We start from the raw sequence: 24,863 nt of genomic DNA, 5'->3' as shown, positions 1-24,863 counted from the left end.
TCTATATATAAAATAATTATATATAATTTTTATACATATCTAAAAGCAAAGGAGCACACTATGTATTTTCCAACATCGTCAATCCTGATAGAGTTCCTAATACTAGCTATTATCGATAGAGAAGACTCTTATGGCTATGAGATTAGTCAAACCATAAAGCTTGTAGCTAATATCAAGGAGTCAACACTTTATCCTATTTTAAAAAAGCTTGAAAAAGCAGGCTATATGACCACCTATAGCCAAGCGTATCAAGGGCGTAAACGTAAATATTACAGTATTACCCAGGAGGGAAAAGAGCAACTTCAATTTCTTAATAAAGAATGGTTAACCTATAAAGAAACTCTGGATGGTATTGTAGAAGGGAGATTAAGACATGACAAGGACTGAATATATAGCCAAATTAACAAAATATCTACGAAAATTACCACAACAGGACTACGAAGAAGCTATAGAATATTTCATGGAATATTTTGAAGAGGCTGGACCTGAGAATGAAGCTCGGGTTATTGCGGAACTGGGTACACCTAAGGAAGCCGCACATGAAGTCATTAGTCGTCTTCTAGAAGAAAAGATTGTTGAGGACAAGAGCAGCTTACGCAATAAAACAGCTATCCTTTGGATTGCGATTCTAGCTGTTTTAGCCAGTCCAGTCGCCTTACCAATTCTACTATTCTTCTTAGCTATGATAATGACACTTCTTATGATTATTTTCGCAGTTATAGTGACTGCCTTAGCTCTTACTTTTGCTTTACTCATTAGTGGTATTTACACTTTCTTTACAAGCTTCTCTCTCTTAAGTGTTTCACTAGCTTCAACACTGTTTGGAGGAGGTCTAGGTCTATTGATGTTTGGAGGAGCACTCTTACTACTTTTGATTTCGTTTGAAATCTGTAAACTTATTGTAAAGCTAATTACCCTATTAATTAAATGGCTCATCAAGAAAGGAAGAAAATCATGAAAACTTGGAAAAAGATCATCCTCGGAGTGTCTCTTATCTCTCTATTTTTAGGAGGAGGATTCGTAGCTTGGGGGTATAGCCAAGGTGGCTTGACAGATTTACAAAATCAAACTAAAAGTGAGCAAGATTATGTCAAGAAAGAAGTTGATGACTTCAATAAAATTGATATTAAAAGTAGTAACTACAATGTACTTATTAAAACAGGAAACGTTGACAAGGCTACTCTTTCTTACTACCAAAAAGCAAAAACTCCAATTGACACATCTGTAAAGGATGGTCAATTGACTATCAATGATAACAACTCTAAATTAGATTCGACTTCTAACAAAAATATTAACTTTTTCGGATTAAAAGATTTAGTAAGGCTTTCTACTCTCAACAAGGAAGTCAGAAATAAAACCATTGTCATTACACTCCCTAAAAAACAAACGATTGATTTTTTAAAGGTTGATTTAGCAACTGGAAATCTAGATTTAAGTAATAGCACCATCAAACAAGCAGACATCAATCTAAATGTAGGGGACCTAACTTTTACTAAAATGATTGTCAGCAACCTAAAAGCTAATCTTGATGTTGGTAGTGTTGATAGTAATCATACACTTTTTACTAACTCAGATTTATCTATTGCAATGGGAGATTACTCTGGAGATAACCTGATTTTCAATGGTCACAATAAACTTGATGTTACATCCGGTGATATTGAAATAGCTCTTAAAGATTACACGCTCAATGTTCAAGCCGATAGTCATTCAGGAGAGGTGGACATCACAAATAACCTTAAGATCTCAAAGGATAACACACTAACCATTACCTCAGACCTCGGTGATATAACTATTGAATAACATAAAAAGCCAGCTCACATTAGAGCTGGCCTTTAGTTTATTCATTTTCAGACTTTGGTCTATAAATAATAATACCTACAACTACAAAAATAAGTAAGAAAATAAATAACATACGTACTTGATCTGAGATCTGTCCTGTCATTGAAATAGTTTGACGAAGACCTGATACGGAGTAGGACATTGGTAAGAATGGTTGGACGACCTTAAAGAACTTAGGACTAAGTTCAATTGGATAAGTTCCTGCACTAGAACCTAGCTGCAAAAGGAGCATAATCATAGAAGCAAATGCACCATATCTATCATCCCAACCCACAAGAGCTGTAACGAGCGCCATTAAAGTCCATGCTGCAAGGAGAATCATACCAAATGTAGCTAATGGATGATTTGGTTCAACTCCCACAAATCGAATGGCAATATAAAGGGCAATTGCAGCCATAGTCGTAATGATACCATTGATAAAGAACTTATTCTTAGCCCAATCAAAACGGCTCGTAAAGTTTCTTCCTGTCAAGCTCTTAGCAAAGATAACATTAGTTGAAAGAGCGACAACCATAAGAGAAACAGAAATCATATATGGAGCCATCCCCACACCATTAGTGTCAACCTTATCCTTATCAGTTTTCTTCTCTTTAAGCGGAGCACTAACCATTTTTGCATTGTCTGAGTTTACAGAAACAAGAGATAATTGCTGATTAGCCTTATTTAATGAATCAGACAATGTGGAAAGGTTAGTTGACAAACTTGTCAACCCATTTGTTAAGGTATTTCCTCCAGTTGCTAATTGTTGAGCTCCTGTATTGAGAGCACTTGTACCACTCTGAAGAGTAGCAAAACCAGTCATTAAACTACTACTGTTAGCATCTAGAGTTTGAGCACCACTGGCAATTGTTGACACAGCACCAGTATAAGTTGACAAACCAGTTGAAAGTGCGCTTGCACCTGTTGCTAGAGTACTTTGAGCAGTTGACACACCTGAAGCCACTTGACTTGCTCCTGGTGATAATTGATTGACAAGTACTGAATTGACATTAGCAATATTAGCTTGCATTGATGATACCGTTGATGAAGCTACAGGAAGAAGTGCATTCGCCGAACTGGCAATGCCTGAAATAGATGTTTGTAGAGAAGCTAAACTACTTGAATCTCCGATATTAGTTGTTGTCGTACCTGTTAAGCTAGATAAAGCAGTTGACATACTTGACACATCAGATGCAATAGTTGAAGCATAACTACTAGCTGTAGATCCTGCATTACTAATTGCCGATGTAATCTCTGCTTGTTGATCTGCCGTCAAGCTTTGATAAGCAGCTGTTCCTTGTACCGCAGCCAAATCATTTGCTTTATCAGTTGCACTAGCTGTAGCTATAGAGCTAGCTGCAGAAGAAATATTTGAAAGATAAGTCGCTATTGAACTTGTATCTACTGATGTTGTTGATGTTCCACTTGGTAATGATGTGTTACTTACCGCTGTATTAAGATTTTGAATTGCTGTATTTAAATCAGTTAAATTAGTTGACAAGGTTGACAACTGTGCTTGCTGTTCTTCAGATAAACTTGTTGCCGTAGCCATTTGACTGAGTGCAGTTGACAAAGAATCTGCACCAGTAACTAAGGTACTCATAGCATCTGCTCCTGATACAAATTGACCTGCAGCAGAATTAACAGCCTCAGAGTTAGCGTTTAACTGTGACAAAGCACCTGACAAAGTTGACACACCTGAAGTATAGGCAGATGCACCTGAACTCAAGGTATCAACACCTGTAGCCAATGTCTGTGTAGAACCAGCAAGAGTTCCTAAACCACTTGATAAAGTCTGACTCCCAGACTGAAGTGCGCCTGCACCTGCATATAATTGACTAGCTCCATTCGCCGCAGTTCCCATACCACCCTGAAGTTGAGACATACTCTTAAAGACAGCTCCAACATAAGTTGACGTAATATTTTTAGAAACGGTATCCTTTAACTTAGACATGGCAGAATCGCTCATTTTTGAAGAAACGAAGCTATGCCCTGCTGTTGTCTGATAAGAAATTTCAAGTTTCTTAGGATCATTTGTCAAAAGACTTGCTGCATTACTTGAGAGATTTTCTGGAAAAGTGATTACCATATAGTAATCACCATCATCAATTCCTTTTTTGGCTTCATTTTCAGTCACAAAATGATAGTCTAGATTTTTATTTTTAGACATATTGTCTACCATGTCATGACCAATATCTAGAGTTTTATTCTGGAAACTAGCGCTCTTATCTTTGTTCACTACGGCTACTGGTAGATGCTTTACATTTCCATAAGGATTCCACATAGAAGATAAAAAGATTAGATTATATAAAGCGGGTATCAATGAGACACCAATAATAGTTATCCAGAGCTTTGGACTTTTAAGAAGCGCCTTTAATTCTGCTAACATATTTCTCCTTTTTAGACATTGTGTTTATTTTTATGATATAATCAATTATAAACTCATTTACATGAAAATCAATGTTAAACAATTAGTTTTTGGACGCATAGTCTAAAAGTGTATAAAAGGAGATTTGTATGTCAAAAGATCAAAGGCGAGCTCAAACTAAAAAAGCTCTTTTAGATGCTTTAGTAATATGCTTAAAAAACCAAGATTTCAATGATATTACTACCATTCGTCTGGTTCAAACAGCTGGGATTAGCCGTTCGAGTTTTTATACCCACTACAAAGATAAGTATGAAATGATTGATAGTTATCAGAAAGAGCTTTTCCATAAACTAGAGTATATCTTCGATAAATACGAAGGAAAGAAGGAGGGAGCCTTCCTCGAAATCTTTGAATTTCTTACTCGTGAAAAACTCCTGTCAGCTCTATTGTCTACCAATGGATCAAAAGAAATTCAAGATTTTCTAATACATAAACTTCAGCGTATGATAGCTGAGGACTTCATTGTCCCTAGTGCTGAAGAAAGATCTCTAAAAGGATTTGAGAAAGACTATGCCAGTATTTATTTTGCGCACGCTATTTTTGGTGCTTGTCAAGCCTGGATAAATAAAGGAAAAAAAGAATCACCCCGAGAAATGACAGATTTTCTTCTACGATTTATTCCACAATAAAACAACTTCAAAAGCATAAAAAGCTGCAAACCATTTCAACAGTTAAAGCAGCTTTTTCTTTTACAATAAAATCCTTAAAATAAGGAAATGATAAGTGAAAGTAAGGTCAAGATTGCGGGTCCACCTTGCGTTAAAATAATTTTCTTATTTGCAGTTATAGCACCATAAATAGCAGCAAAGAAAACATTGAGTACAAAAACAGTTACAAGTAGCTGACTACTTGTGAAAATCCCATACAAGAGGAATACCGCAATCAAACCATTGTAAATCCCTTGATTTTTAAATAAGTGTGTAACAGAATCACGTTGAAGTTCTTCTTTACTCATATTGAAAACACGACTAGTCGTGTCTGAATGTGTCGCAAAAGTTTCCAAATACATAATATAGAGATGCTCCAAAGCAACAATCCCAGCTAAGATTAGTGTAATAATAGACATAGTAGCCTCCTTCTTAAATAACTTTGAGAGTATATCAAAAGTAAACTTTTAAAACAATATATTTACTTCATACAATTTGAAATATGGTAAAATAAAGAATGAAAGAGAGGTTCTTATGACAAAGACAGAAGTAATCCAACGTCTCCAAAAAGATTTGGGAATTCCTAGATTTCAGGCTTATATAGAGGATAAAGATTACTCCGAAGAGGAGTACGACCAACTAAAAAAAGATTTTGAAAGCTACTTCACCAACTACGTTTCAAACGTTTCAGCAGATTTTGAAGGCGGATTGGATAATAAATAATTTATACCTCAAAATCATCTATCATCATGTTACGAATCCCTTAGTCACTTTTATCAGACTAGGGGGCTTTTTAATATTCGAAAACAAAAAGCCGTCTCATTCTATGAAATAGCTTTAGGGAACTTGTAACTGAACAAACCTAGAAATCAATGATTTAAGACAAACAAAAAAGCCCATAATAACGGGCTTTTTGCAAAATGAATTTTAAAATTAAAGCATTTTGTTGTAGAATTCAACGACAAGTGCTTCGTTGATTTCTGGGTTGATTTCATCACGTTCTGGAAGACGTGTCAATGAACCTTCAAGTTTTTCAGCATCGAATGATACAAATGCTGGACGTCCGATAGTAGCTTCTACTGCTTCAAGGATAGCAGGAACTTTAGCTGATTTTTCACGAACTGAGATTACTTGACCAACTTCAACGCGGTATGAAGGGATATCAACACGTTTACCGTCAACAAGGATGTGACCGTGGTTTACGAATTGGCGTGCTTGACGACGAGTAGTTGCAAGACCAAGACGATAAACAACGTTGTCAAGACGACGTTCCAAAAGAACCATAAAGTTGAAACCAAGTGTTCCACCTTTAACTTTAGTAGCTTGTACGAACAAGTTACGGAATTGTTTTTCACCCAAACCGTATGAGAAACGAAGTTTTTGTTTCTCAGCCAATTGCAAACCGTATTCTGAAAGTTTTGAACGGTTGTTTGGACCGTGTTGACCTGGTACGTAGTTACGACGTGCCAATTCTTTACCTGTGCCTGTAAGTGAGAAACCAAGGCGACGTGATTGTTTCCATGATGGACCTGTATAACGTGACATTAATAATGTCCTCCTATAAAAAATATTTTTAGGAAATAACGTTTTAGATAAACCTGATTCGTTCAGAAAGACTTCGCCCAAACAGCAAAGGTTACTTTTCTAGCCGACTTCCTGTTGACGAGCTTCATTTTATCCTGCTATTATTTCACATACCTAAATATTTTACCACGAAAAAAAGCCCAAGTAAAGGCTTTTTCTTATTTATTTTCGATTTCAGCTTGTTCCTCAGGACTCAAATAACGAATGAGAGTCTTCTCAGTCAAAATATCTGAATAAGTGTAAGATTCAACATAACTATTATTAATAGCTCCTGCTTGGGAACTGAAGTCTTGATATTCAACAATAAACAATGATGGATAAACTTCTGTCAATCGACCAATTTTATTCTTTTCACGTTTACGCCCATTCTCTAGGGTCAATTCTACTAGCTGACCTTCATGTGACTTAATAGCTTCCTTGATGTTTTTCATCTTAGCAACATCTGCAAATGCATCACTCATATATATATCTCCTTAAATCTGAAAATTATGATTCCTCAAACTGAGCAATCGATGAAAATTTATTGTATTCTTTTTGGAATAGTAACTTGACTGTTCCACGCGCACCAGCACGATTTTTTTCTAGGATAACTTCGATGGTATTATCTTCAATCGCATTTTCTGGTTCTTCACCCTCTTTTCGGTAGTAATCATCACGATACAAGAAGGCGACAATATCGGCATCCTGCTCGATAGATCCTGACTCACGGATATCAGATAAGACTGGACGTTTGTCCTGACGTTGTTCAACCCCACGAGATAACTGACTCAAGGCAATTACAGGAACTTTGAGCTCCTTGGCCAGGATTTTTAACTGTCTTGAAATATCTGAAACCTCTTGTTGGCGATTTTCTGGTCGCGTACCTGTAATCAACTGCAAGTAGTCAATCACAATAAGACCAAGACCACCCTCTACTTCTTGTGACAATTTACGGGACCGTGCACGAATCTCAGTAATCTTTATACCAGGGGTATCATCTATGTAAATCGGTGCCTCAGCCAGTGCTCCTTGAGCAATCATAACATTATTCCAATCTTGCTCTGTCAATTGACCTGTACGTAAAGCATGAGAATCAATCATCCCTTCAGCTGCCAACATACGATCAACCAAGCTTTCTGCACCCATCTCTAATGAAAAGACTGCAACAGCTTTATTTTGCTTGGTGCCAACATTCTGAGCAATGTTCAACACAAAGGCTGTTTTACCAACTGCGGGGCGAGCTGCTAAAATAATTAATTGATCAGGGTGTAAACCTGTTGTAATCTTGTCAAGGTCACGGAAACCTGTTGGTAATCCAGTAACATCTGATGTTTGCTGGGAACGCATCTCCAAGGTATTAAAATTAACGTCAAGAACTTCAGATATTTTGCGGAAACCACTACGATTACTATGCTCTGAAACATCAACCAAGGCTTTCTCAGCATTCGCAATAATTTCATCAGATTCCGTTGCGCCCTCATATGCTTGGTTGACAGTCTCTGTCAGCCTATTTATAATACGTCGAAGCATGGCTTTCTCAGCCACAATCTTAGCATAGTACTCAGCATTTGCGGATGTTGGGACACTATTGACCAAATCTACAAGATAAGAAATACCCCCTATATTTTGGAGGTCATCTTGGTCATCTAAAATGGTACGTACTGTCGTGGCATCAATGGCATCATTTCGATCCGACAGCGTTACCATTGCTTTAAAAATGACACGATGGGAATACTTGTAAAAGTCGTCTGCTTCGATAAATTCTCGAACTGTAATCAACTTTTCTGGGTTAATGAGAATAGCCCCTAGAACAGACTGTTCCGCTACTAAATCATGAGGTTGTACTCGTAATTCTTGAGCCTCTGCCACAATTATTCCCTCCTTTACAAGATTTACTTATAGTGTCAACGAATTACTCAGCACTATTTTTGATGTTAAGTTTAATTTGTGCGCTAACTTCTTTATGAAGCTTTACAGGAACCTCAATCAGACCAATCGCACGAATAGGATGTTCAAGTTCAATATGACGTTTATCAACTTTTATACCAAATTGTTTTTGAAGTCCTTCTGCAATCTTTTTGGCTGTAATTGAACCAAAAGTACGTCCGTCTGGTCCGACCTTCTCAGTAAATTGAAGACGATTTTCTTCTTTTTCAAGTTGCTCTTTAACTTGCTTCGCTTCAGCCAACAACTCTGCTGCATGTTTTTCTTCAGATTTTTGCTTGCCTTTCAACTCACCGATAGCTTGGTTTGTCGCTTCCTTAGCAAGATTCTTTTTAATCAAGAAGTTTTGAGCATAACCTGATGGTACTTCTTTAATTTCGCCTTTTTTACCTTTACCTTTAACGTCTTGTAAGAAAATAACTTTCATTTTAGTCCTCCTTGGGAGCCAACTCTCCCATAATAGTTTCAATCAATTTATTTTTTGCTTGAGCAACACTACAGTCTCGCAATTGGCAGGCAGCTAAGTTGAAATGGCCACCACCACCCATTTTCTCCATAATACGTTGTACATTAATCGTTTTATGACTTCGAGCAGAGATATTCACAGTAGAATCGCTTGTCCTAGCGACAACAAAAGTTGCTTCGATACCTGCCATGGCAAGCATCGTATCTGCTGCCTTAGAAATCACAACATTATTATAACATTTAGGATTATCACCTGAGGCAACAATGATATCATCTGTAATACGTTCACCTGCTAGAATTAGCTCATTGATACGTCGATACTCTTCAAAATCAGTAGCAGAGATTGTTTGGATTTCTCCACTGTCACTTCCTAAACTACGTAGATAAGAGGCGACATCAAAGGTTCTACTAGTCACACGAGTTGAGAAATTTTTAGTATCTAGCATGATACCTGCCATAAGGATAGAGGCTTGGATTTTACTCAAACGTTCTGGGGCACCTTGGAATTGCAACAACTCCGTAACCAATTCACAGGCTGAGCTTGCCCCACTTTCAATAAAGGTCAAAACAGCATTTTCAGGAAAATCGTCATCTCGACGGTGATGATCTACCACAATAACTTCATTAAATCGATCATAAAAATCCTTAGACAAAGTTAAATTGATTTTAGAATGGTCAACCATAATTAGTAATGACTGTTGGTTGACTAACTCTTCAGCCTCTGAAAGTGTAACAAGAGGTGATTGACCATCTTCTTTTAAGCGTTCGACCGCACGCTCAATATCTGCATTCATAGCCGTATCATCGTAAACAGCATAGCTTTTTCGAACAATTTGACTAGCAAAATGAGCCATACCGACAGTGGCCCCTAGAGCATCCATATCGAGATTCTTATGTCCGACAACAAACACTTTTTCGACTGTTTTCAACTTATCTGAGATTGCAGTCATCATAGCTCTTGTTCTTGTACGAGAACGTTTTACTGTTGAGACAGAACCTCCTCCAAAATAAAGAAGTTCCTTGTGATCATCGTTTTCCTTGACAACAGCTTGATCTCCACCGCGAACTAGTGCGATGTTCAGATTCTGCAAGGCAACCTGACCGATTTGATCATGCTTAAGCGTACCGAACGAAATTCCCATGCTCAAAGTCAGTGGTAAACCACGCTCTTGAGCCTGCTGACGGAAGTCATCCAAGACAGAAAACTTTTGATCCATGAATTCTGTCAAAACACTGTAGTTGGTGAAGAAGTAAAAACGATCACCTTCAATACGTCGATAATGAATATGCTTGGCCTTAGCAAACTCAGAAATAAACCCTGCCACAAATGTATTGATTTTTGAAACATCGGCATCGGGTAAACTTCCCGTCACATCGTCGTAGTTATCAACTGAAATAATCCCGATAACAGGACGAGTCATATTTGGATCAGCATTTTCATCTTGATCATAAACATTGTCAATAAAATATGTCAACTTATTGTCAAAATCCACAAAAGCGGCATATTTATTATCACCAACGGTTATCACATTCGAAGGTGAACCCTTTCGTTTCTGGGAAATAAAATCCGCAATCAACTGCTTATTGAAATTTCCATTTTCATCCGAAAGTACTAGCTTCGCATAGGGGTTGAACCATTCAATATGATCGTTCTCATCAAAAGTAATAACCCCAACAGGCATCTTTCCGAGAAGGGTCTTCAAAGAATCTTCAACATCCTGATTCAGTTCATCTAATTGCTCTATTTCTAAGGACTCATATGTTGTCTTTTGGTAATGCAATAAGGCAACAACTACTACCATAATAATAAAAAGCGCAAAAATGAGTGCAGACTCCGATTTTAGTACGCGAACAAAAATAGTAGCAATTCCAAAAAGAATTAGCCCAATCATTACAAGATGAATCGTTGCAAAGTGAAATCTTTTCATATAAAACCTCTTAATCTAACAATTATAACATAAAAAAGCCTTAATTAAAAGGCTTTTAAACGTGTTAGCACCGTTAGTCTACTTTCCTGCGGGCCTTATTATTACCTTCAAGATAAACCATCAAAATTGAGATATCTGCTGGGTTGACCCCTGAAATACGACTCGCTTGACCAATGGTCTCAGGATTGATTTTCTTAAATTTTTGACGAGCTTCGGTAGCAATGGAATCAATAGCATCCCAATCAATATTTTTCGGAATCCTCTTTTCTTCCATACGCTTCATCTTAGCTACTTGATCCAAAGCTTTATTGATATAACCTTCGTACTTGATTTCGATCTCAAGCAACTCTATAATCTTAGCGTCCAAATCTTCTGCAGCTGGGCCCACAAACTGAGTAGCTGTGGCGTAATCAATCTCTGGTCTACGCATAAACTCTTTAGCTGTCATGGCATCTGTCAATGGCTTAAAGCCTAGGGCTTGAATTTTTTCATTCGTTTCTTTAATAGGTTTTAATTTTTCTTTTGACAGACGTGTCAACTCGCTGTCAAACTGATTTTTCTTAATTTCAAAGATACGCCAACGTTTATCGTCAACCAAACCAACTTCTCGACCAATAGGTGTCAAGCGCATGTCAGCATTATCATGACGTAATATGAGACGATACTCTGCGCGTGATGTCAATAAACGATATGGCTCCAAGGTTCCTTTTGTGACAAGATCGTCAATCATTACACCAATATAGGCATCACTACGTTTGAGAATAAGCTCAGGTTTACCTTGAACTTTAAGAGCCGCATTGATACCAGCAACTAGACCTTGACCTGCTGCCTCCTCGTATCCAGAAGTTCCGTTGGTCTGTCCTGCTGTAAAGAGACCTGAAATCAACTTCGTTTCAAGTGTTGCACGTAATTGATGAGGGAGCACGATATCATATTCAATCGCATAACCAGTTCGCATCATCTCTGCCTTCTCGAGACCTTTAATTGAGTGAATCAACTCTTTTTGAACATCTTCTGGCAGACTAGTTGACAGACCTTGCACATAGACTTCCTCAGTCTCTCTTCCTTCAGGTTCAAGGAAAAGTTGATGGCGATTCTTATCGGCAAATCGGACAATTTTATCTTCGATTGATGGACAATAACGAGGTCCTACACCCTTGACAATACCTGAAAACATTGGTGCACGGTGTAAATTATTATTGATAATATCGTGGCTCTCTTGATTCGTATAAGTTAGCCAACAAGGTATTTGATCCTGAAGATAATCTTCATCTTTCGACAAGAATGAAAAATGATTTGGCTTTTCATCACCTGGTTGAATTTCAGTTTCTTCGTAATTAATTGATGATGCCTTAACACGAGGAGGGGTACCCGTTTTAAATCTTCCTATTTCAAGGCCAAGATCCCTCAGGTTATCTGCCAATGTAACAGATGCAAGGCTATTATTAGGACCTGAAGAATATTTGAGCTCACCTAGGATAATTTCACCACGCAAAGCCGTTCCTGTTGTTACAATAACCGCTTTTGCTCCGTATTTTTGATTTGTGGCTGTTCTGACACCAACTACCTTACCATCTTCAACAAGAATTTCATCAACCATTGACTGACGGAGAGTTAAGTTTTCCTGACGCTCAACTGTATGCTTCATCGTCATAGCATACAAGGCTTTATCTGCTTGTGCACGTAAAGCTCTGACAGCAGGTCCCTTACCAGTATTCAACATTTTCATTTGAATATAAGTTTTATCAATATTTTTACCCATCTCTCCGCCGAGGGCATCAATCTCACGGACAACAATACCCTTGGCCGATCCTCCAATAGAAGGATTACATGGCATAAATGCCAGCATCTCTAGGTTAATAGTCGCTAATAAAACCTTACATCCCATGCGGGCTGCAGCTAGGGAGGCTTCTACACCAGCGTGACCAGCACCAACAACAATTACATCAAAATTTTCATCAAACTCGTAAGACATTTTTTAGATTTATGCAGTGATTTACAATCAACTGCCCCATCCTTTCTTTATTTTTTTCCTACAAAAATAGCCAAAACTCCAGAAAACTGTACGCAAAAACGTACAATTCTCATGAGCTTTGACCATCATGACTATTGTTAAAGTTATTTTATCAAATCAAATCATTTTGTCAATGCAAATCACTGTTTGATCAAGGTCTGCACACTGACGATAATCATCTGTATTCCTATCGAGAATAGTAAAAGTCCCATCATTTTCGTTATAATTTTCATCAAATTTTTTCCCAAGAAGCCTGCAATTTGTTTTGCACTTCTTAGTAGGAGATAAGTGATTACACATAGTATAGCAAAAGCAACTACGGTTATTAGTTGATTCCGCAAACCTCCATTAGCCAAGCTTAAGGCAGTTGTAATTGTTCCTGGTCCTGCAAAAAGCGGCATTGCAAGAGGAGAAATAGCAATAGACATTGGATCTGAATTTACTGCTTGCTGCTCCATTCCTTTATAGCTAGGTGAATGATTACCATTAATCATATGATAACCGATAACGGCCACTAATATTCCACCAGCAATTCTGAAAGAAACAATTGTAATTCCAAATACTTTAAAAATGAAATCTCCTGAAAAGATAAAAACAGTTATAATAACAAAGGCAATCAAAAGACTCCTAAAAGCAATTTTTCGTGAAATTTTTTGACTATCATCTGCTACTAAAGCCATGTAAGCAGGAAGATTTGAAATTGGATTCATTATAGCGAAAAATGCCATAAATGCATAAAACAATTGGGAACCCATCGTTAATACTTACCTCCAGTTAGATATACTGACAAACTTTTCCGTCTTTATACGCTTGGTCAATAATACCGCCGCCCAAACATTCCTGACCATCATAGAAAACAACGGCTTGACCAGGTGTAATAGCACGCTGAGGTTCAGCAAAAATAACCTCTGCTTTATCACCCTTAACCTTTACAGTAACTTTACTATCAGGTTGACGATAACGGAATTTTGCTGTGCATTCCATTTCAAATTCTTCTGGCATATCTCGAGTAAAGTGAATCATTGAAGCGTCAAGTGAAGTTGACATCAACGACTCATGGTGGAAACCTTGACCCACGTAAAGAATATTTTTAGAAAGATCTTTCCCTACTACAAACCAAGGAGCATTATCGCCACCTTTTTGACCACCAATACCCATACCTCCACGTTGACCAATGGTGTAATACATGAGTCCGTTATGTTCCCCCATATCACGACCATCGACAGTCATCATACGACCTTTTTGAGCTGGCAAGTATTGGCTAAGAAACTCTTTAAAGTTTTTCTCACCAATAAAACAAATTCCTGTCGAATCTTTTTTCTTGGCTGTTGCAAGACCTGCACGTTCAGCAATCTCACGAACTTCTGGCTTTTGTAGATGTCCTAAGGGAAACATCGTTTTCTGCAACTGCTCTTGCGAAAGTTGACTAAGGAAGTAGGTTTGATCTTTATTATTATCTGCACCACGCAACATATGGACAATGCCGTCCTCATCGCGAACAACTTGAGCGTAATGTCCTGTAGCCACATAATCTGCTCCCAATGTCATCGCATAATCTAAGAATGCCTTAAACTTGATTTCCTTATTACACATAACGTCTGGATTAGGGGTACGGCCTGCACGGTACTCTGCTAAGAAATACTCAAATACACGATCCCAGTACTCTTTTTCAAAGTTGACAGAGTAATAGGGGATACCAATCTGATCAGCTACTGCTGCTACATCTTTATAATCTTCGGTTGCTGTACACACACCAAATTCATCTGTGTCATCCCAGTTTTTCATGAAAACACCGATTACATCATAACCTTGCTCTTTTAAAAGTAAGGCTGTCACTGATGAATCAACGCCACCACTCATACCGACAACAACACGTGTTTTTGAATTATCAGTCATAGATAACTCCTCCCATCAAATAAAAATTAACATAGACTTGAAGGGTCTAGTTATTCAAATATCGATTTGAAGGTCGATTTTGAAGCGTAAAAGCACGCAAGCCTAATTATATCATGATTAAAGAATAATGCAAAAAGGTTACCACTAGGCAACCTTTTTTATACTTATTTTTGTGTAAAGCCACTGTAAACCTATTACTCCCAGAACTATTATTGGAATCACTAACGCTACAAATAGCCATCCTGGCTCCTGATAACTTAACACAAGTTTATTCTGTCCTTTTTGTGATGAAACGGTCGGTGTACCAATCGTTGACAAACTATAGTCATCCTTGTCTAGTTCTTTACCATTTAGTGTCAAGATAGAATCTTTATAAACAACTATTGGTAGATTCAGTTCCTCCCCTTCAGCAGCTGGCCAAGTTAATACAAGATAACCATCTTCTACTAGCTTTTCTGCCTTCTGATTCGTAACGATATTTTTATAATAAAGATCGTAAGTATTCTGCTCACCTATTTTCCCATAAATCGGTACGTAATCTGGTGTGGGTTTGACAACTAAATTTAAAAACTGTGACAAGTCACTGTCATTCATGGTAAGACTTATCGTCTGGTAATCTCCTTCAACGTAAGTATGTTTAACAATGGAAATAAGTTCACCATCTTGTGCCGCAGTTTTTACAAGATCGGTAGTATCCATCATATTCTGAATAAGACCAACGCCCGCAAAGGCAAAGAGTAAAACAGCAATACTTTTTCGCCAGTTTACAAATCGCGTGACCGTTAACCCTGTAATTGCTAAAAGTAAAATAGTCGCAGGAACAAAAAATCTAAATGGAAATTGAATCAATTCAGCAAATGTATTTCCATTTTCTACTAGATACTGCCATGGAAAAAGACCTGTCGATAAGAAGAAAAAGATAAAATAAATAAAATGCAGTATTTTTTTCCATTTAGCAAATTTCTTCCAATTCAAAACAGCGTAAATAAACTGTAAAATGAGTAACACCATTAAGGAAATTGGGGTATATAGCCAGTATCTTGCCGTTCCATCTATCCCATTCTTACCTATTTCTCTATTTATAAATGGATCTAAAAGGTGATTAGTCCCTCTCAAATATAGAAGTACTAACCAGACATTAACAGTCAGTAAGAGGAACAGAATGACTGCTATAAGGACTTGCACGAAGGTTTCCTTTTTCTTTGCGATAGGAGACTTTACAAAAGTGTAAAGATAAAAAGGAAGATACATCATCACTAGCATCAAAGCACTAAGTACGTGAACCTGAAAAATCAACGCCATAGATAAGGCAAGTCTAATTGGTTCTACTTTTTGATAAAAGACATAGTGAATTGCTGGAATAAAACAAAAAGGTAGTAAAGCTGCTCCCCAACTAGAGAACCCCTGACGCATCGTCCAGTATTGAATAGAGAATGTTGTCGCATAAAGTAAACCTAGTGACAAGGCAATTGTTGTCTTAACTTTACACTGCTTGAGCAAAGCATACATTGAAGACTCAGACAGTATATGTAGTAATACCCTTGACACAATCTGATAACGAAACCAAGTGCCACTTATTAAAACAAGCCCTCCTTGTAAATAGGCAAAAAAAGGACCGTAAAGAGCATTGACAATGCGGCCTGACTGTTGGAATCCATATAAAGATAAAAAGTAAGAAAGGTTACCATTTTTTAGTTGCATAGCAGCTTCATAGAATCTGTTATAGTGAAAGATGGAATCTGAACCTAAAATGACTTTTCTTGTAAATAGTTGTGGTGTAACCAATAACACAGCAAAAGCTATAATAATAAGAGAAACCCACAACTTTTCTCTTGATTTAAAAATTTGTTTCATTGCTATACCTTTCATTCCTATTATAACAAAAAGCTCTATAAAACATATTACCCACATCCAAATTAAAAAGCTGAGAGTATGCTCCCAACTTCTATTAATATTAGTAATTCCAAGCTGACAAACCTTGTGCGTTATAGGCATTCAAGGCTGATTGAATTTGATCCTCAACCGTTGCAGTAGAGCCCCATCCAGGCATTGTCTGAAAAAGACCTGATGCACCTGAACCATTTGCTGCAGTATGGTCACCATTTGACTCACGCGCAATAATTGACTCCCAAGTTGACTGAGGAACACCAGTAGCAGCTGCCATCTGTGCCGCTGCATAAGAACCAACTTCTCCTGCAGTGTTACCATTTGAGAGAGCAACTGACCCACTACCACTTGCAGCAACCGAAGGAGCTGTCCCAGTATTTTGAGTCGACGTAGTATCAGTACTCGTTGTAGCAGTGCTTGTAGTAGCAGTATCTGACTGAGACTTTTCAGCTGCTTCTACCGCTTCTCCTGTTGTTTCTGACTGAGGCTTACTTTCTTCAACCTTTTCTTTATTAGCCTTATTATCTTTACTTGAGCTAATTTCTGTTGATTTTACTAAATCTGCTGTCGATTCTGACGTTGTTGATGCTGTTGAAGGCGCTGGAGTAACAGAATCTGAAAATGCATTAACCAACCCTTTATTAATTAGTGTAGACAGTGATACTGCCAAAATAACAATAAAACTTGTTACAATTGCTACTGGTACCGCCAATGATTTCTTCGCTGCAAATTTAATACGGCGTCCCTTATAACTTTTTTTAAACATAAATCCCTCCTAGTTAATTCTAGTTACATTCATCATAACCTAGTAATATTACTGCCGATTATTTGTATTATGTCTAATGTTACAATGATTTATCAATTTAATAAAAAAATGCCAAAAATCTGGCATTTTTCCCTTATTTGTATGAGGTTTTACTAGTTTTCCTCATAAGTCAGTAATAATGATTTAGTACCAACCATTAGCATTCCAGAAAGCAAGAGCTGCAGTCCATGAACCATAACGGCTTGCTACATAATTATCTGCTACTTTCTCTTGATTTTCAGGAGACAAGTCTCCATTCAAATATGATGATGCTAATTGGTAACGTCCATAATATTGCCCATTTTGAGCTGTATAGCTACCGCTTGACTCACGTTGTGCAATTTCTTCTTTGGCAGCTGCCTCTGAAGAAGAAAGATTTGTATTGGTTGCTTGAGTATCTTCACTTTGTGTAGACTCTGTTGATTGTGTTGATTCAGCAGTTGCTTCTGTTGTAACTGAAGGTTCTGTAGTTTCTTCAGTAGTTTCATTAATTGTTAAGTTTTGACCAATAGAAATCTTATTGGCATCTTGAATACCGTTTTTTGAAACGATTTCATCTACAGTCGTACCATTCTTCTTAGCAATAGCTGAAAGGGTATCGCCTTTTTGAACTGTGTAAGTTTCTGCATTAGCTAAGGCTGTTGCTCCAAGTGTTGCTACTGTAACAAGTCCAAAAAGACCTAATTTTTTAGTGTTAGATGTATTCTTTTTTTGCATGATGATGCTCCTTTATCTATTTATAGTCCAATCCAGATTAGTCAAAGATATTAAGTTATTTTATTGTTTATGACTAATGGGTAAATCAACTGGCTTATTCTATATAGGGATTTTTCAATCCAGATTAAGCTGAAGAACTATAACCATGTATCTATGATACCTTGGAAATATAACATCCCCTTGTTAGGGATATTAAAAATATTACAAGTAGGTTGGGATTAGACGAAAAAAGAACGCCTACGTGGGCGTCCATCTAAAATTTCTAGGTCTTAAGACCTAGTTTTTATTTATCTCAACGAATTAACTCTTAAGATAAAAAAGCATTAATCCTAAAGCTAAAATAGCAATAATTGATAAGGTATCTCGACTATTCCATGAAAGTCGACGATATTTTGTTCGTCCTTCACCACCTTGATAGCCTCGTGCTTCCATAGCAATCGCCAGAGCATCTGCTCGTTTAAAGCTTGATGCAAACAAAGGAATTAAAATAGGTATTATTGACCGTACCTTCTGAATAATATTTCCTTCACCAAAGTCAACACCACGCGCCTTTTGAGCATTCATAATGCGAGTCGTATCATCCATCAAAGTTGGTACAAAACGTAGACTCAAAGATAGCATTAAACCAATTTCATGTGCTGGCACTTTGAAAACAGTAAGTGGTTTTAAAAGTGATTCAACTGCATCAGATAAACTTAAAGGTGTTGTCGTTAGAGTAAGTAGGGTAGAAAAACTAATAATGAGGATAAATCTAAGAAATATCATCCATCCTTGATTTAAACCGACTTCCGTAATCTTTAAAAAGCCGATAGACCAAAGCACACTCCCTTTTGTATTGAAGAAAACTTGAAATAGGGTAGAAAATAAAATAATCCAAATCATTGGTTTAATTCCACCTAAAAAGAAACCAAGTTTTATTTTAGACAAGAAAACCAAGAAAAGTGTAAATAAAGTTATTACAGCATAAGTTAAAGGATTATTAGCCCAAAAGATAATAACAATATAAATCAACATGGCTAATAATTTACTTCTAGGATCTAATCGGTGTATAAAAGAGTCCCCAACAATATAACGTCCAATAATTAACTTATCCATGCGACAACACCTCTACGAATTCCTCGATTGTAATAGGGAGAGTTTCAAATCGATAACCTTTTTCTTGTAGCTGTAGTGCAAACTCTGTAATTTTAGGAACACCTAATTGCTTTTCTTTAAGAAAAGTAACCTTTTGAAAAACATCTTTAGGAGCTCCCGAAAATACCAGTTGCCCTTTTTCCATAACATTCACAGCTGTCGCATAATCGGCAACATCATCCATCAAGTGAGTGACTAAAACAATCGTCATTCCAGAAAGATGTAACTCCTTAAAGAGAGACATCAATTCCTTCCGTCCCTGTGGGTCTAGACCGGCAGTCGGTTCATCCAGCACTAGAATATCTGGTTGCATAGCTAGAATCCCTGCAATGGCAACACGTCGCATTTGCCCTCCTGATAAATCAAAAGGATTCTGTCCATGAAATTCTTCCGGGAGTCCAACTAATTTTAGACTTTCAATAGCACGTTGTTCTGCTTCTTCCTTAGAAACTCCGAAATTTTGAGGTCCAAAGGCAACATCTTCTAAAACAGTCTCTGCAAATAACTGACTTTCTGGAAATTGAAAAACTAAACCTACTTTCTTACGAATTGGTTTTATGTCCTTGTTCTTTGATTGACTGGTTATGATAGTATCATCAACTTGAACCTGACCACTAGTTGGTATATAGAGGCCATTCAAGAGCTGCATAATAGTAGATTTACCACTTCCTGTATGTCCAATAAAGGCTGTATATGAACCATCTTTTATCGTCGTTGTCAATTCAAAAAGGGCACGCCCCTCAAAAGGAGTACCCTCTTGATAGATATAACTTACATTTTCGAGAGAGATTCCCATAATTGTTCTACCAATTCCTTTTCTGTCAGATAGTCTTCACACTCTATCAGACCTTTATTTCTTAGCTTTTGAGTTAATAATGCACTAAAAGGGATATCCAAACCTAAGTCAACCAACTCTGTGCCTCTACTAAATAGTTCACGAGGACTTGAAACAGACTCCACTTTACCTTTTTTCAAAACCAAAACACGGTCACTCAAAGCGACCTCATCGAGATCATGAGTAATTGATAAAACAGTCATTCCGTATTCTTTACGAATAGCTTTAATAGATTGAATCAATTCCTGGCGACCTTCTGGGTCCAGCATGCTAGTTGCCTCATCCAAAATCAAAATTGATGGTCTCATAGCTACAATACCTGCGATAGCCACACGTTGTTTTTGACCTCCAGATAATCTAGCTGGCTCTCTATCCTTAAATTCTGACATTCCTACAAATTCCAGAGCCTCTTGAACTCTTGAAGCCATTTCTTCATAGGGAACACCTTTATTTTCAAGACCAAAAGCAACATCGTCTTCAACAGTTGCCCCAACAAATTGATTATCTGGATTTTGAAAGACCATGCCAATCTTATCACGAATATCCCAGACATTCTCTTCTGTTAATTCTTGACCATCAACGATAATCTGCCCAGACTCTGCCACTAATAGTCCGTCAATAAGACGTGCTGTCGTGGATTTTCCAGAACCATTATGCCCTACAATGGATAGCCACTCCCCACGTTTCACGTGAAACGATACATCATCAAGAATATAGGATGGTTGATCTTGATGATATTTAAATTTTAAATTTTTTATTTCAATCATTTGTTTATCGTACTACTTGAAAGTATCCTTAAATAAGAAACCTGCACCTTTGAAATAATCATAGCCTGAGTAAATTGTAAAGAACAAAGCGATATAAAGCATAATTGTTCCAATAAAATGCAAATGACACAATAATAGAATGATAGATAACATCTGAGTCACTGTCTTAATCTTACCAGGCATAGCTGCAGCGAGAACTGTACCACCGTTTTCCACTAATAAAAGACGAAGACCTGTGACTGCAAGCTCACGACAGATAATAACTGAAACCACCCAGGCTGGCGCTTGATCAATACCGACTAACATAATAAATGCTGACATCACTAGCATCTTATCTGCCAATGGATCTGCAAATTTCCCGAAATTAGTAACAACATGCCATTTTCGTGCCAAATAGCCATCTAAATAATCTGTAATACTGGCAATAGCAAAGACAACCGCCGCAGCAATATGCATAACATTACTTGACGCAAGTGATGTCATCAGTAAAAAGATAGGAATCAAAACAATTCTAGCAAGTGTCAATAAATTAGGTAAATTTTCTTTTTTAAACATTTCTTCTCGATTCTATTGGATTCTTAATGTGAGGTAGCTAGGTGTATTTTTATCTAATTGAGATAAATCAAGTGACTCCCCATTTACCTTTAGAGTTACTTTTGAAGATTGAGCAATAATAATTTGAGTTGGTTTCGTTTTATCAGAAAAATCTAAAGAGTATTTTGAATTTTTCGTTTTTGAAAGGAGGTAACTCTCTGAAGTCTCTGAATTATCTACTGAAAACCAGGTGTCATCATTATTTTCTGATAACTCTACATCTAAAACTACTGAAGAATTTACATTGGAGAAATCAACCATTAGCTGATTTCCTTGAGTTGTCGTTGTTACATTTGCCCCCGAAACGGTAACCTCAGAAATGCTTCGTGACGATTTAGCCTTACTAGCCGTTGATAGATGATTAACTGTAGAGATAGTATTCGGTTTTATCACCTGAGGTTGATTAGAAAGATGTCTAATAATAATATAACCTACTGAACAAATGATAAGTAACGAAACCGCACTAAGAATTAGTAAAGGTAGATAGTTAGACTTTCTTTTTTCTTCACGTTTATGCTTTAAAAAGCGTGACATAGGTGCTTTGGTAGCTATGCTTTCTTCCTTACGTTCAACTGGTTTCTTTTCTTTTTTTAGTTTTTGCTCGCTCTGTCTCTGCTCCTCAAACAGACGCTTTCCATCTAAACCAACCGAAGTGGCATACTTTTCAAGCGCTTCTTGCTGAATGTCCTCTGGCAAAGCTTTAAGTTGATCCATTTCCATAGCCAGAAGAAACTGAGCTTCTACTCCAGAAATTTTTTCTACATCATATAAACTTAATTCTTTCTTTATACGTGCTGCACGTAATTGCTCACCTAGAGAGTGTAACTTCATTTTTCCCCTTTCTAATATTCTTCTTTGTTTTCGTGTCTCTATTATAGCAAATAATCACTTATTTAGGGAAGACAACAAAATCGGTAATCTCTGTATTTGAGAGATAGTGATTCAAAAAATCCTTCAAATCCTTGGAAGTAATGCTCATTAGTTCCTGACCAAAATCAAAGTATGTTTTATCATTCTCAAAATAAGCTAAATACTGACTTCCTAAATTCTGGATATTGTCTAGACTACGTAAAAATTCACCATACAAAGCTTTCTTTTGCAAATCCAATGCCTCATCCGTCAACAGTCTTTTTTTATCTGCCGACGTCATCACTTGACGAATTAAACTTGACATACGGATAGGTTCTGCAGTGTCCATAGTCATAATGACAAATGAATATCGATTAGATACCTCGTATTCAATTGACACAGACTCATCTATTTTTCCTTCAGCATACCAATTTTGATAATAAGGAGACGTCCAGCCAAACAGTAAATTAAACAATAACTGTACCAGTATGTTTTCTCTCATACGATTATCAGTAAAAGGAACACTCTTAAAACCAATGGCTAGCTTTGAGATGAAAATCTCCATTTGAAGACTATCTAATTTTTGGATATCTGACTCAATGGGGTTCTTTTCTTTTTCAACTATTCTCTCAGGTAGTGTAAACTCGCTTTGTTTTTCATTGACAAAAGTGTAAATATCTTCAACATCAAAATCACCTACCAAAACGAGATGACAGTTTGCTGGTTTGTAAAAGCAGTCAAAATTATCTTTCAAATCCTTTACAGTAATTTTTTCAATGCTATCAACACTTCCAGCAATGTCTTGCCCTAATATAGTATTGGGATACAAACTTTGTAAACAACCCAGATATACTCTATAATCAGGATCATCCTGATACATATTTATTTCTTGTTCAATAATTCTTTTTTCATGGTTGACAGCATCTTCGGAACTTGTAAACTTTGATGTAAACTTTAATAAAAGTTCTAAAGACTCCTCAAAGTGGTCAAGGGTAGAGAAATAATATGTTGTCTTATCCAAGGTTGTAAAAGCATTGACATCAGCTCCAAGCTTGACAAAATCCAATGTCACATCCCTTCCCTGTTCATCCTCAAATAGCTTGTGTTCTAGAAAATGAGCAATACCTGCAGGGTAAGATTGTAACTCACCATCAATATAAAAGTGATTATCTAGCGCCCCAAAATTCGTTGACAGAAAGGCGGCTTTTTCTAAAAATCCTTTTTTCTTAATAATTGATAAAGACATACCATTATCTAAAATTGCTGAATAAACTTCTTCATCAATTTTTTGATAATAACGTTTCTTCAAAGCAGCCATTCTAAGACACTCCTTCTAAAAAGAACAAACTCTGTAGCTTAACTTGACGCGCTACACGGCAAACATCTTTTTTAGTAACCTTCTCAATCTCATCTAACCAATTCTCTAATGAAAGACTTTTATCGCCAAAAATCACCTTATTAAAACGTTGTTCCACCAATGTCAAGGCATGATCTTCAGAGAGTAGGGCATTCATTCGTATGATTTTTTTGGTTTGATTCAGGAGAGAACTTGAAAAACGTCCTAATTTAATGTAATTCAATTCTCTACTAATTCCTCGCATAGCCTGATTTCTATTAGATTTTTCAATTCCAGCGTAAACTTCTAGTAAACCTGTAAAGACATCAAATTGACTACTAATTGAATAAGCCAATCCTTCTTTTTCTCGAAGCGTTGTAAATAAAGCAGAGTGGGCAAATTCACCAAACATGGCATTGAATACAATTAAAGCAAAGTAATCTTTATCTCCATATTGACATGAAAATTGGTACCCTAATTGTAAAATAGATTGACTACTCTGTCTAGGTTCTATCTTTTCTTTCACCACATTGACATAAGGTTGACTATAGCTAAACTGTAAATCAACTTGACGTCCCTCCAAAGGAAAACGATGTAAACCTTGGAGTACTTGATAATCATCAAATTCTCCAACCATAAAGATATCAATACGATCTCTTGTCAACATACTTTGAAATTCTTGATAAGCTGTAAACGAAGTCTCGGCTTCAACAAGTTCTGCTTGACCATATTTGGGAACTTTCAAGCCCTCATTTACAAAATAAAGCTCTCTTCCCTTAACTTCACTGTAATAGTAATTATTCTCTGTGTCAACATCAAGGTAGGTCTTTAAATTTTGTTTCTCTACATCAAATACTTTATTTTGGTATTGAGCTACTCTTGACAGTGGCTTGTAAAGACACTCTTTCAAAAATCCTAGAACTTCCCAAAATAATCCATTATTCGTAGGGATAAAGGCATCCTTCAGGTATGTCAACTCTATGTCAACACTATGTGTCAACCCTTTAGTTAACACTCTAGTTGACAACTGTGTTCCATAAAGAGAAGCTAATCTCTCTTTAAAAGACTGTACTGTTGGATACGTCTGATTGGCTGTAGCCAACATTTGTGAAACCAGAGCTCGTTTAGCAATTGTTTGTTTATTCAAAGAACCTGTCATTCGAAAAACAATACGATTAGTTTTATATTTTTGTGTTGGAATGAAGTGTACATAGACACCATCAGCAATTTTCATTG

Annotated in this window: 25 protein-coding genes; 5 read left to right on the top strand and 20 right to left on the bottom strand. The window is 36.8% G+C overall.

Annotated elements, in window-relative coordinates:
* Nucleotides 1-60: 60 nt before the first annotated feature.
* Genes H7T93_RS03495 through H7T93_RS03485 form a run of 3 tightly spaced genes read left to right on the top strand, consistent with a single transcriptional unit; the run spans nt 61 to nt 1,800 of the window.
* Nucleotides 61-387 carry a PadR family transcriptional regulator gene (locus tag H7T93_RS03495; protein WP_175057860.1) on the top strand — a complete coding sequence of 109 codons (327 nt, stop codon included), beginning with the start codon at nt 61-63 and terminating at the stop codon, nt 385-387.
* A complete protein-coding gene (locus tag H7T93_RS03490) occupies nt 374-958 on the top strand; it encodes a DUF1700 domain-containing protein (protein ID WP_073686043.1) in 585 nt (194 codons plus the stop codon). The genes H7T93_RS03495 and H7T93_RS03490 overlap by 14 nt, the downstream gene beginning before the upstream one ends.
* On the top strand, nt 955-1,800 hold the full coding sequence (locus H7T93_RS03485) for a DUF4097 family beta strand repeat-containing protein (protein WP_201041624.1): 846 nt from the start codon (nt 955-957) through the stop codon (nt 1,798-1,800). The genes H7T93_RS03490 and H7T93_RS03485 overlap by 4 nt, the downstream gene beginning before the upstream one ends.
* Nucleotides 1,801-1,837: 37 nt before the next feature.
* On the opposite strand, the gene H7T93_RS03480 is transcribed toward H7T93_RS03485, so the two are convergent.
* The gene (locus H7T93_RS03480) at nt 1,838-4,207 is read right to left on the bottom strand and encodes a YhgE/Pip domain-containing protein (RefSeq protein WP_201041623.1); all 2,370 of its coding nucleotides are present in this window, start codon (nt 4,205-4,207) and stop codon (nt 1,838-1,840) included.
* Nucleotides 4,208-4,335: 128 nt separating this feature from the next.
* On the opposite strand from H7T93_RS03480, the gene H7T93_RS03475 reads away from it, so the two are divergent.
* Complete coding sequence (locus H7T93_RS03475) at nt 4,336-4,875, top strand: TetR/AcrR family transcriptional regulator (protein WP_037601229.1); 540 nt, start codon at nt 4,336-4,338, stop codon at nt 4,873-4,875.
* Between the two features lie 74 nt (nt 4,876-4,949).
* Here H7T93_RS03475 and H7T93_RS03470 read toward each other — a convergent pair whose 3' ends face one another.
* Nucleotides 4,950-5,312 carry a DUF1304 domain-containing protein gene (locus H7T93_RS03470; protein WP_037601225.1) on the bottom strand — a complete coding sequence of 121 codons (363 nt, stop codon included), beginning with the start codon at nt 5,310-5,312 and terminating at the stop codon, nt 4,950-4,952.
* 115 nt (nt 5,313-5,427) lie between these two features.
* On the opposite strand from H7T93_RS03470, the gene H7T93_RS03465 reads away from it, so the two are divergent.
* A complete protein-coding gene (locus tag H7T93_RS03465) occupies nt 5,428-5,616 on the top strand; it encodes a hypothetical protein (protein ID WP_003095232.1) in 189 nt (62 codons plus the stop codon).
* A gap of 210 nt (nt 5,617-5,826) precedes the next feature.
* Here H7T93_RS03465 and rpsD read toward each other — a convergent pair whose 3' ends face one another.
* From rpsD to yfmF, 18 genes are all read right to left on the bottom strand, one after another.
* Nucleotides 5,827-6,438 carry a 30S ribosomal protein S4 gene (gene rpsD / locus H7T93_RS03460; RefSeq protein ID WP_002885833.1) on the bottom strand — a complete coding sequence of 204 codons (612 nt, stop codon included), beginning with the start codon at nt 6,436-6,438 and terminating at the stop codon, nt 5,827-5,829.
* A 197-nt stretch (nt 6,439-6,635) separates the two neighbouring features.
* The gene (locus H7T93_RS03455) at nt 6,636-6,938 is read right to left on the bottom strand and encodes a Veg family protein (protein ID WP_002885699.1); all 303 of its coding nucleotides are present in this window, start codon (nt 6,936-6,938) and stop codon (nt 6,636-6,638) included.
* Between the two features lie 25 nt (nt 6,939-6,963).
* Complete coding sequence (dnaB, locus tag H7T93_RS03450) at nt 6,964-8,325, bottom strand: replicative DNA helicase (protein WP_002892156.1); 1,362 nt, start codon at nt 8,323-8,325, stop codon at nt 6,964-6,966.
* Nucleotides 8,326-8,368: 43 nt separating this feature from the next.
* Nucleotides 8,369-8,827 (bottom strand): 50S ribosomal protein L9, encoded by a 459-nt coding sequence (gene rplI, locus H7T93_RS03445; protein WP_002885729.1) that lies wholly within the window; start codon nt 8,825-8,827, stop codon nt 8,369-8,371.
* Between the two features lies 1 nt (nt 8,828).
* The gene (locus H7T93_RS03440; RefSeq protein ID WP_073686046.1) at nt 8,829-10,793 is read right to left on the bottom strand and encodes a DHH family phosphoesterase; all 1,965 of its coding nucleotides are present in this window, start codon (nt 10,791-10,793) and stop codon (nt 8,829-8,831) included.
* A 73-nt stretch (nt 10,794-10,866) separates the two neighbouring features.
* Nucleotides 10,867-12,768, bottom strand: a complete 1,902-nt coding sequence (gene mnmG / locus H7T93_RS03435) for a tRNA uridine-5-carboxymethylaminomethyl(34) synthesis enzyme MnmG (RefSeq protein ID WP_073686047.1) — start codon at nt 12,766-12,768, stop codon at nt 10,867-10,869.
* A 179-nt stretch (nt 12,769-12,947) separates the two neighbouring features.
* Nucleotides 12,948-13,562, bottom strand: a complete 615-nt coding sequence (locus H7T93_RS03430; RefSeq protein WP_073686048.1) for a MarC family protein — start codon at nt 13,560-13,562, stop codon at nt 12,948-12,950.
* 19 nt (nt 13,563-13,581) lie between these two features.
* A complete protein-coding gene (gene mnmA, locus H7T93_RS03425; protein ID WP_002892162.1) occupies nt 13,582-14,703 on the bottom strand; it encodes a tRNA 2-thiouridine(34) synthase MnmA in 1,122 nt (373 codons plus the stop codon).
* A gap of 144 nt (nt 14,704-14,847) precedes the next feature.
* Nucleotides 14,848-16,557: a hypothetical protein gene (locus H7T93_RS03420; protein ID WP_175057909.1), complete on the bottom strand. Its 1,710-nt coding sequence runs from the start codon at nt 16,555-16,557 to the stop codon at nt 14,848-14,850.
* Between the two features lie 100 nt (nt 16,558-16,657).
* Complete coding sequence (locus tag H7T93_RS03415; protein WP_060972945.1) at nt 16,658-17,356, bottom strand: transglycosylase SLT domain-containing protein; 699 nt, start codon at nt 17,354-17,356, stop codon at nt 16,658-16,660.
* A gap of 183 nt (nt 17,357-17,539) precedes the next feature.
* Nucleotides 17,540-18,112 carry a LysM peptidoglycan-binding domain-containing protein gene (locus tag H7T93_RS03410; RefSeq protein ID WP_037599365.1) on the bottom strand — a complete coding sequence of 191 codons (573 nt, stop codon included), beginning with the start codon at nt 18,110-18,112 and terminating at the stop codon, nt 17,540-17,542.
* Nucleotides 18,113-18,412: 300 nt separating this feature from the next.
* Entirely contained in the window at nt 18,413-19,207 is a 795-nt protein-coding gene (locus H7T93_RS03405) for an energy-coupling factor transporter transmembrane component T family protein (protein ID WP_002892171.1), read from the bottom strand.
* Nucleotides 19,200-20,042 carry an energy-coupling factor transporter ATPase gene (locus tag H7T93_RS03400; RefSeq protein ID WP_175057871.1) on the bottom strand — a complete coding sequence of 281 codons (843 nt, stop codon included), beginning with the start codon at nt 20,040-20,042 and terminating at the stop codon, nt 19,200-19,202. The genes H7T93_RS03405 and H7T93_RS03400 overlap by 8 nt, the downstream gene beginning before the upstream one ends.
* Nucleotides 20,018-20,848, bottom strand: a complete 831-nt coding sequence (locus H7T93_RS03395) for an energy-coupling factor ABC transporter ATP-binding protein (protein ID WP_002892176.1) — start codon at nt 20,846-20,848, stop codon at nt 20,018-20,020. Before H7T93_RS03395 ends, H7T93_RS03400 begins: the two co-directional genes overlap by 25 nt.
* A gap of 12 nt (nt 20,849-20,860) precedes the next feature.
* Nucleotides 20,861-21,403 (bottom strand): CDP-diacylglycerol--glycerol-3-phosphate 3-phosphatidyltransferase, encoded by a 543-nt coding sequence (gene pgsA, locus H7T93_RS03390; RefSeq protein ID WP_002892178.1) that lies wholly within the window; start codon nt 21,401-21,403, stop codon nt 20,861-20,863.
* A gap of 12 nt (nt 21,404-21,415) precedes the next feature.
* Nucleotides 21,416-22,273 carry a helix-turn-helix domain-containing protein gene (locus H7T93_RS03385; RefSeq protein WP_073689262.1) on the bottom strand — a complete coding sequence of 286 codons (858 nt, stop codon included), beginning with the start codon at nt 22,271-22,273 and terminating at the stop codon, nt 21,416-21,418.
* A 58-nt stretch (nt 22,274-22,331) separates the two neighbouring features.
* On the bottom strand, nt 22,332-23,609 hold the full coding sequence (yfmH, locus tag H7T93_RS03380) for an EF-P 5-aminopentanol modification-associated protein YfmH (RefSeq protein WP_175057872.1): 1,278 nt from the start codon (nt 23,607-23,609) through the stop codon (nt 22,332-22,334).
* 1 nt (nt 23,610) lies between these two features.
* Nucleotides 23,611-24,861 carry an EF-P 5-aminopentanol modification-associated protein YfmF gene (yfmF, locus tag H7T93_RS03375; protein WP_175057873.1) on the bottom strand — a complete coding sequence of 417 codons (1,251 nt, stop codon included), beginning with the start codon at nt 24,859-24,861 and terminating at the stop codon, nt 23,611-23,613.
* Nucleotides 24,862-24,863 lie beyond the last annotated feature (2 nt).

Source organism: Streptococcus sp. 9.1 (genome assembly GCF_016648815.1).
Lineage (GTDB): Bacteria > Bacillota > Bacilli > Lactobacillales > Streptococcaceae > Streptococcus > Streptococcus salivarius_E.
The sequence above is the reverse complement of the archived record's forward strand: the minus strand, read 5'-3'. Positions and strand labels throughout refer to the sequence as shown.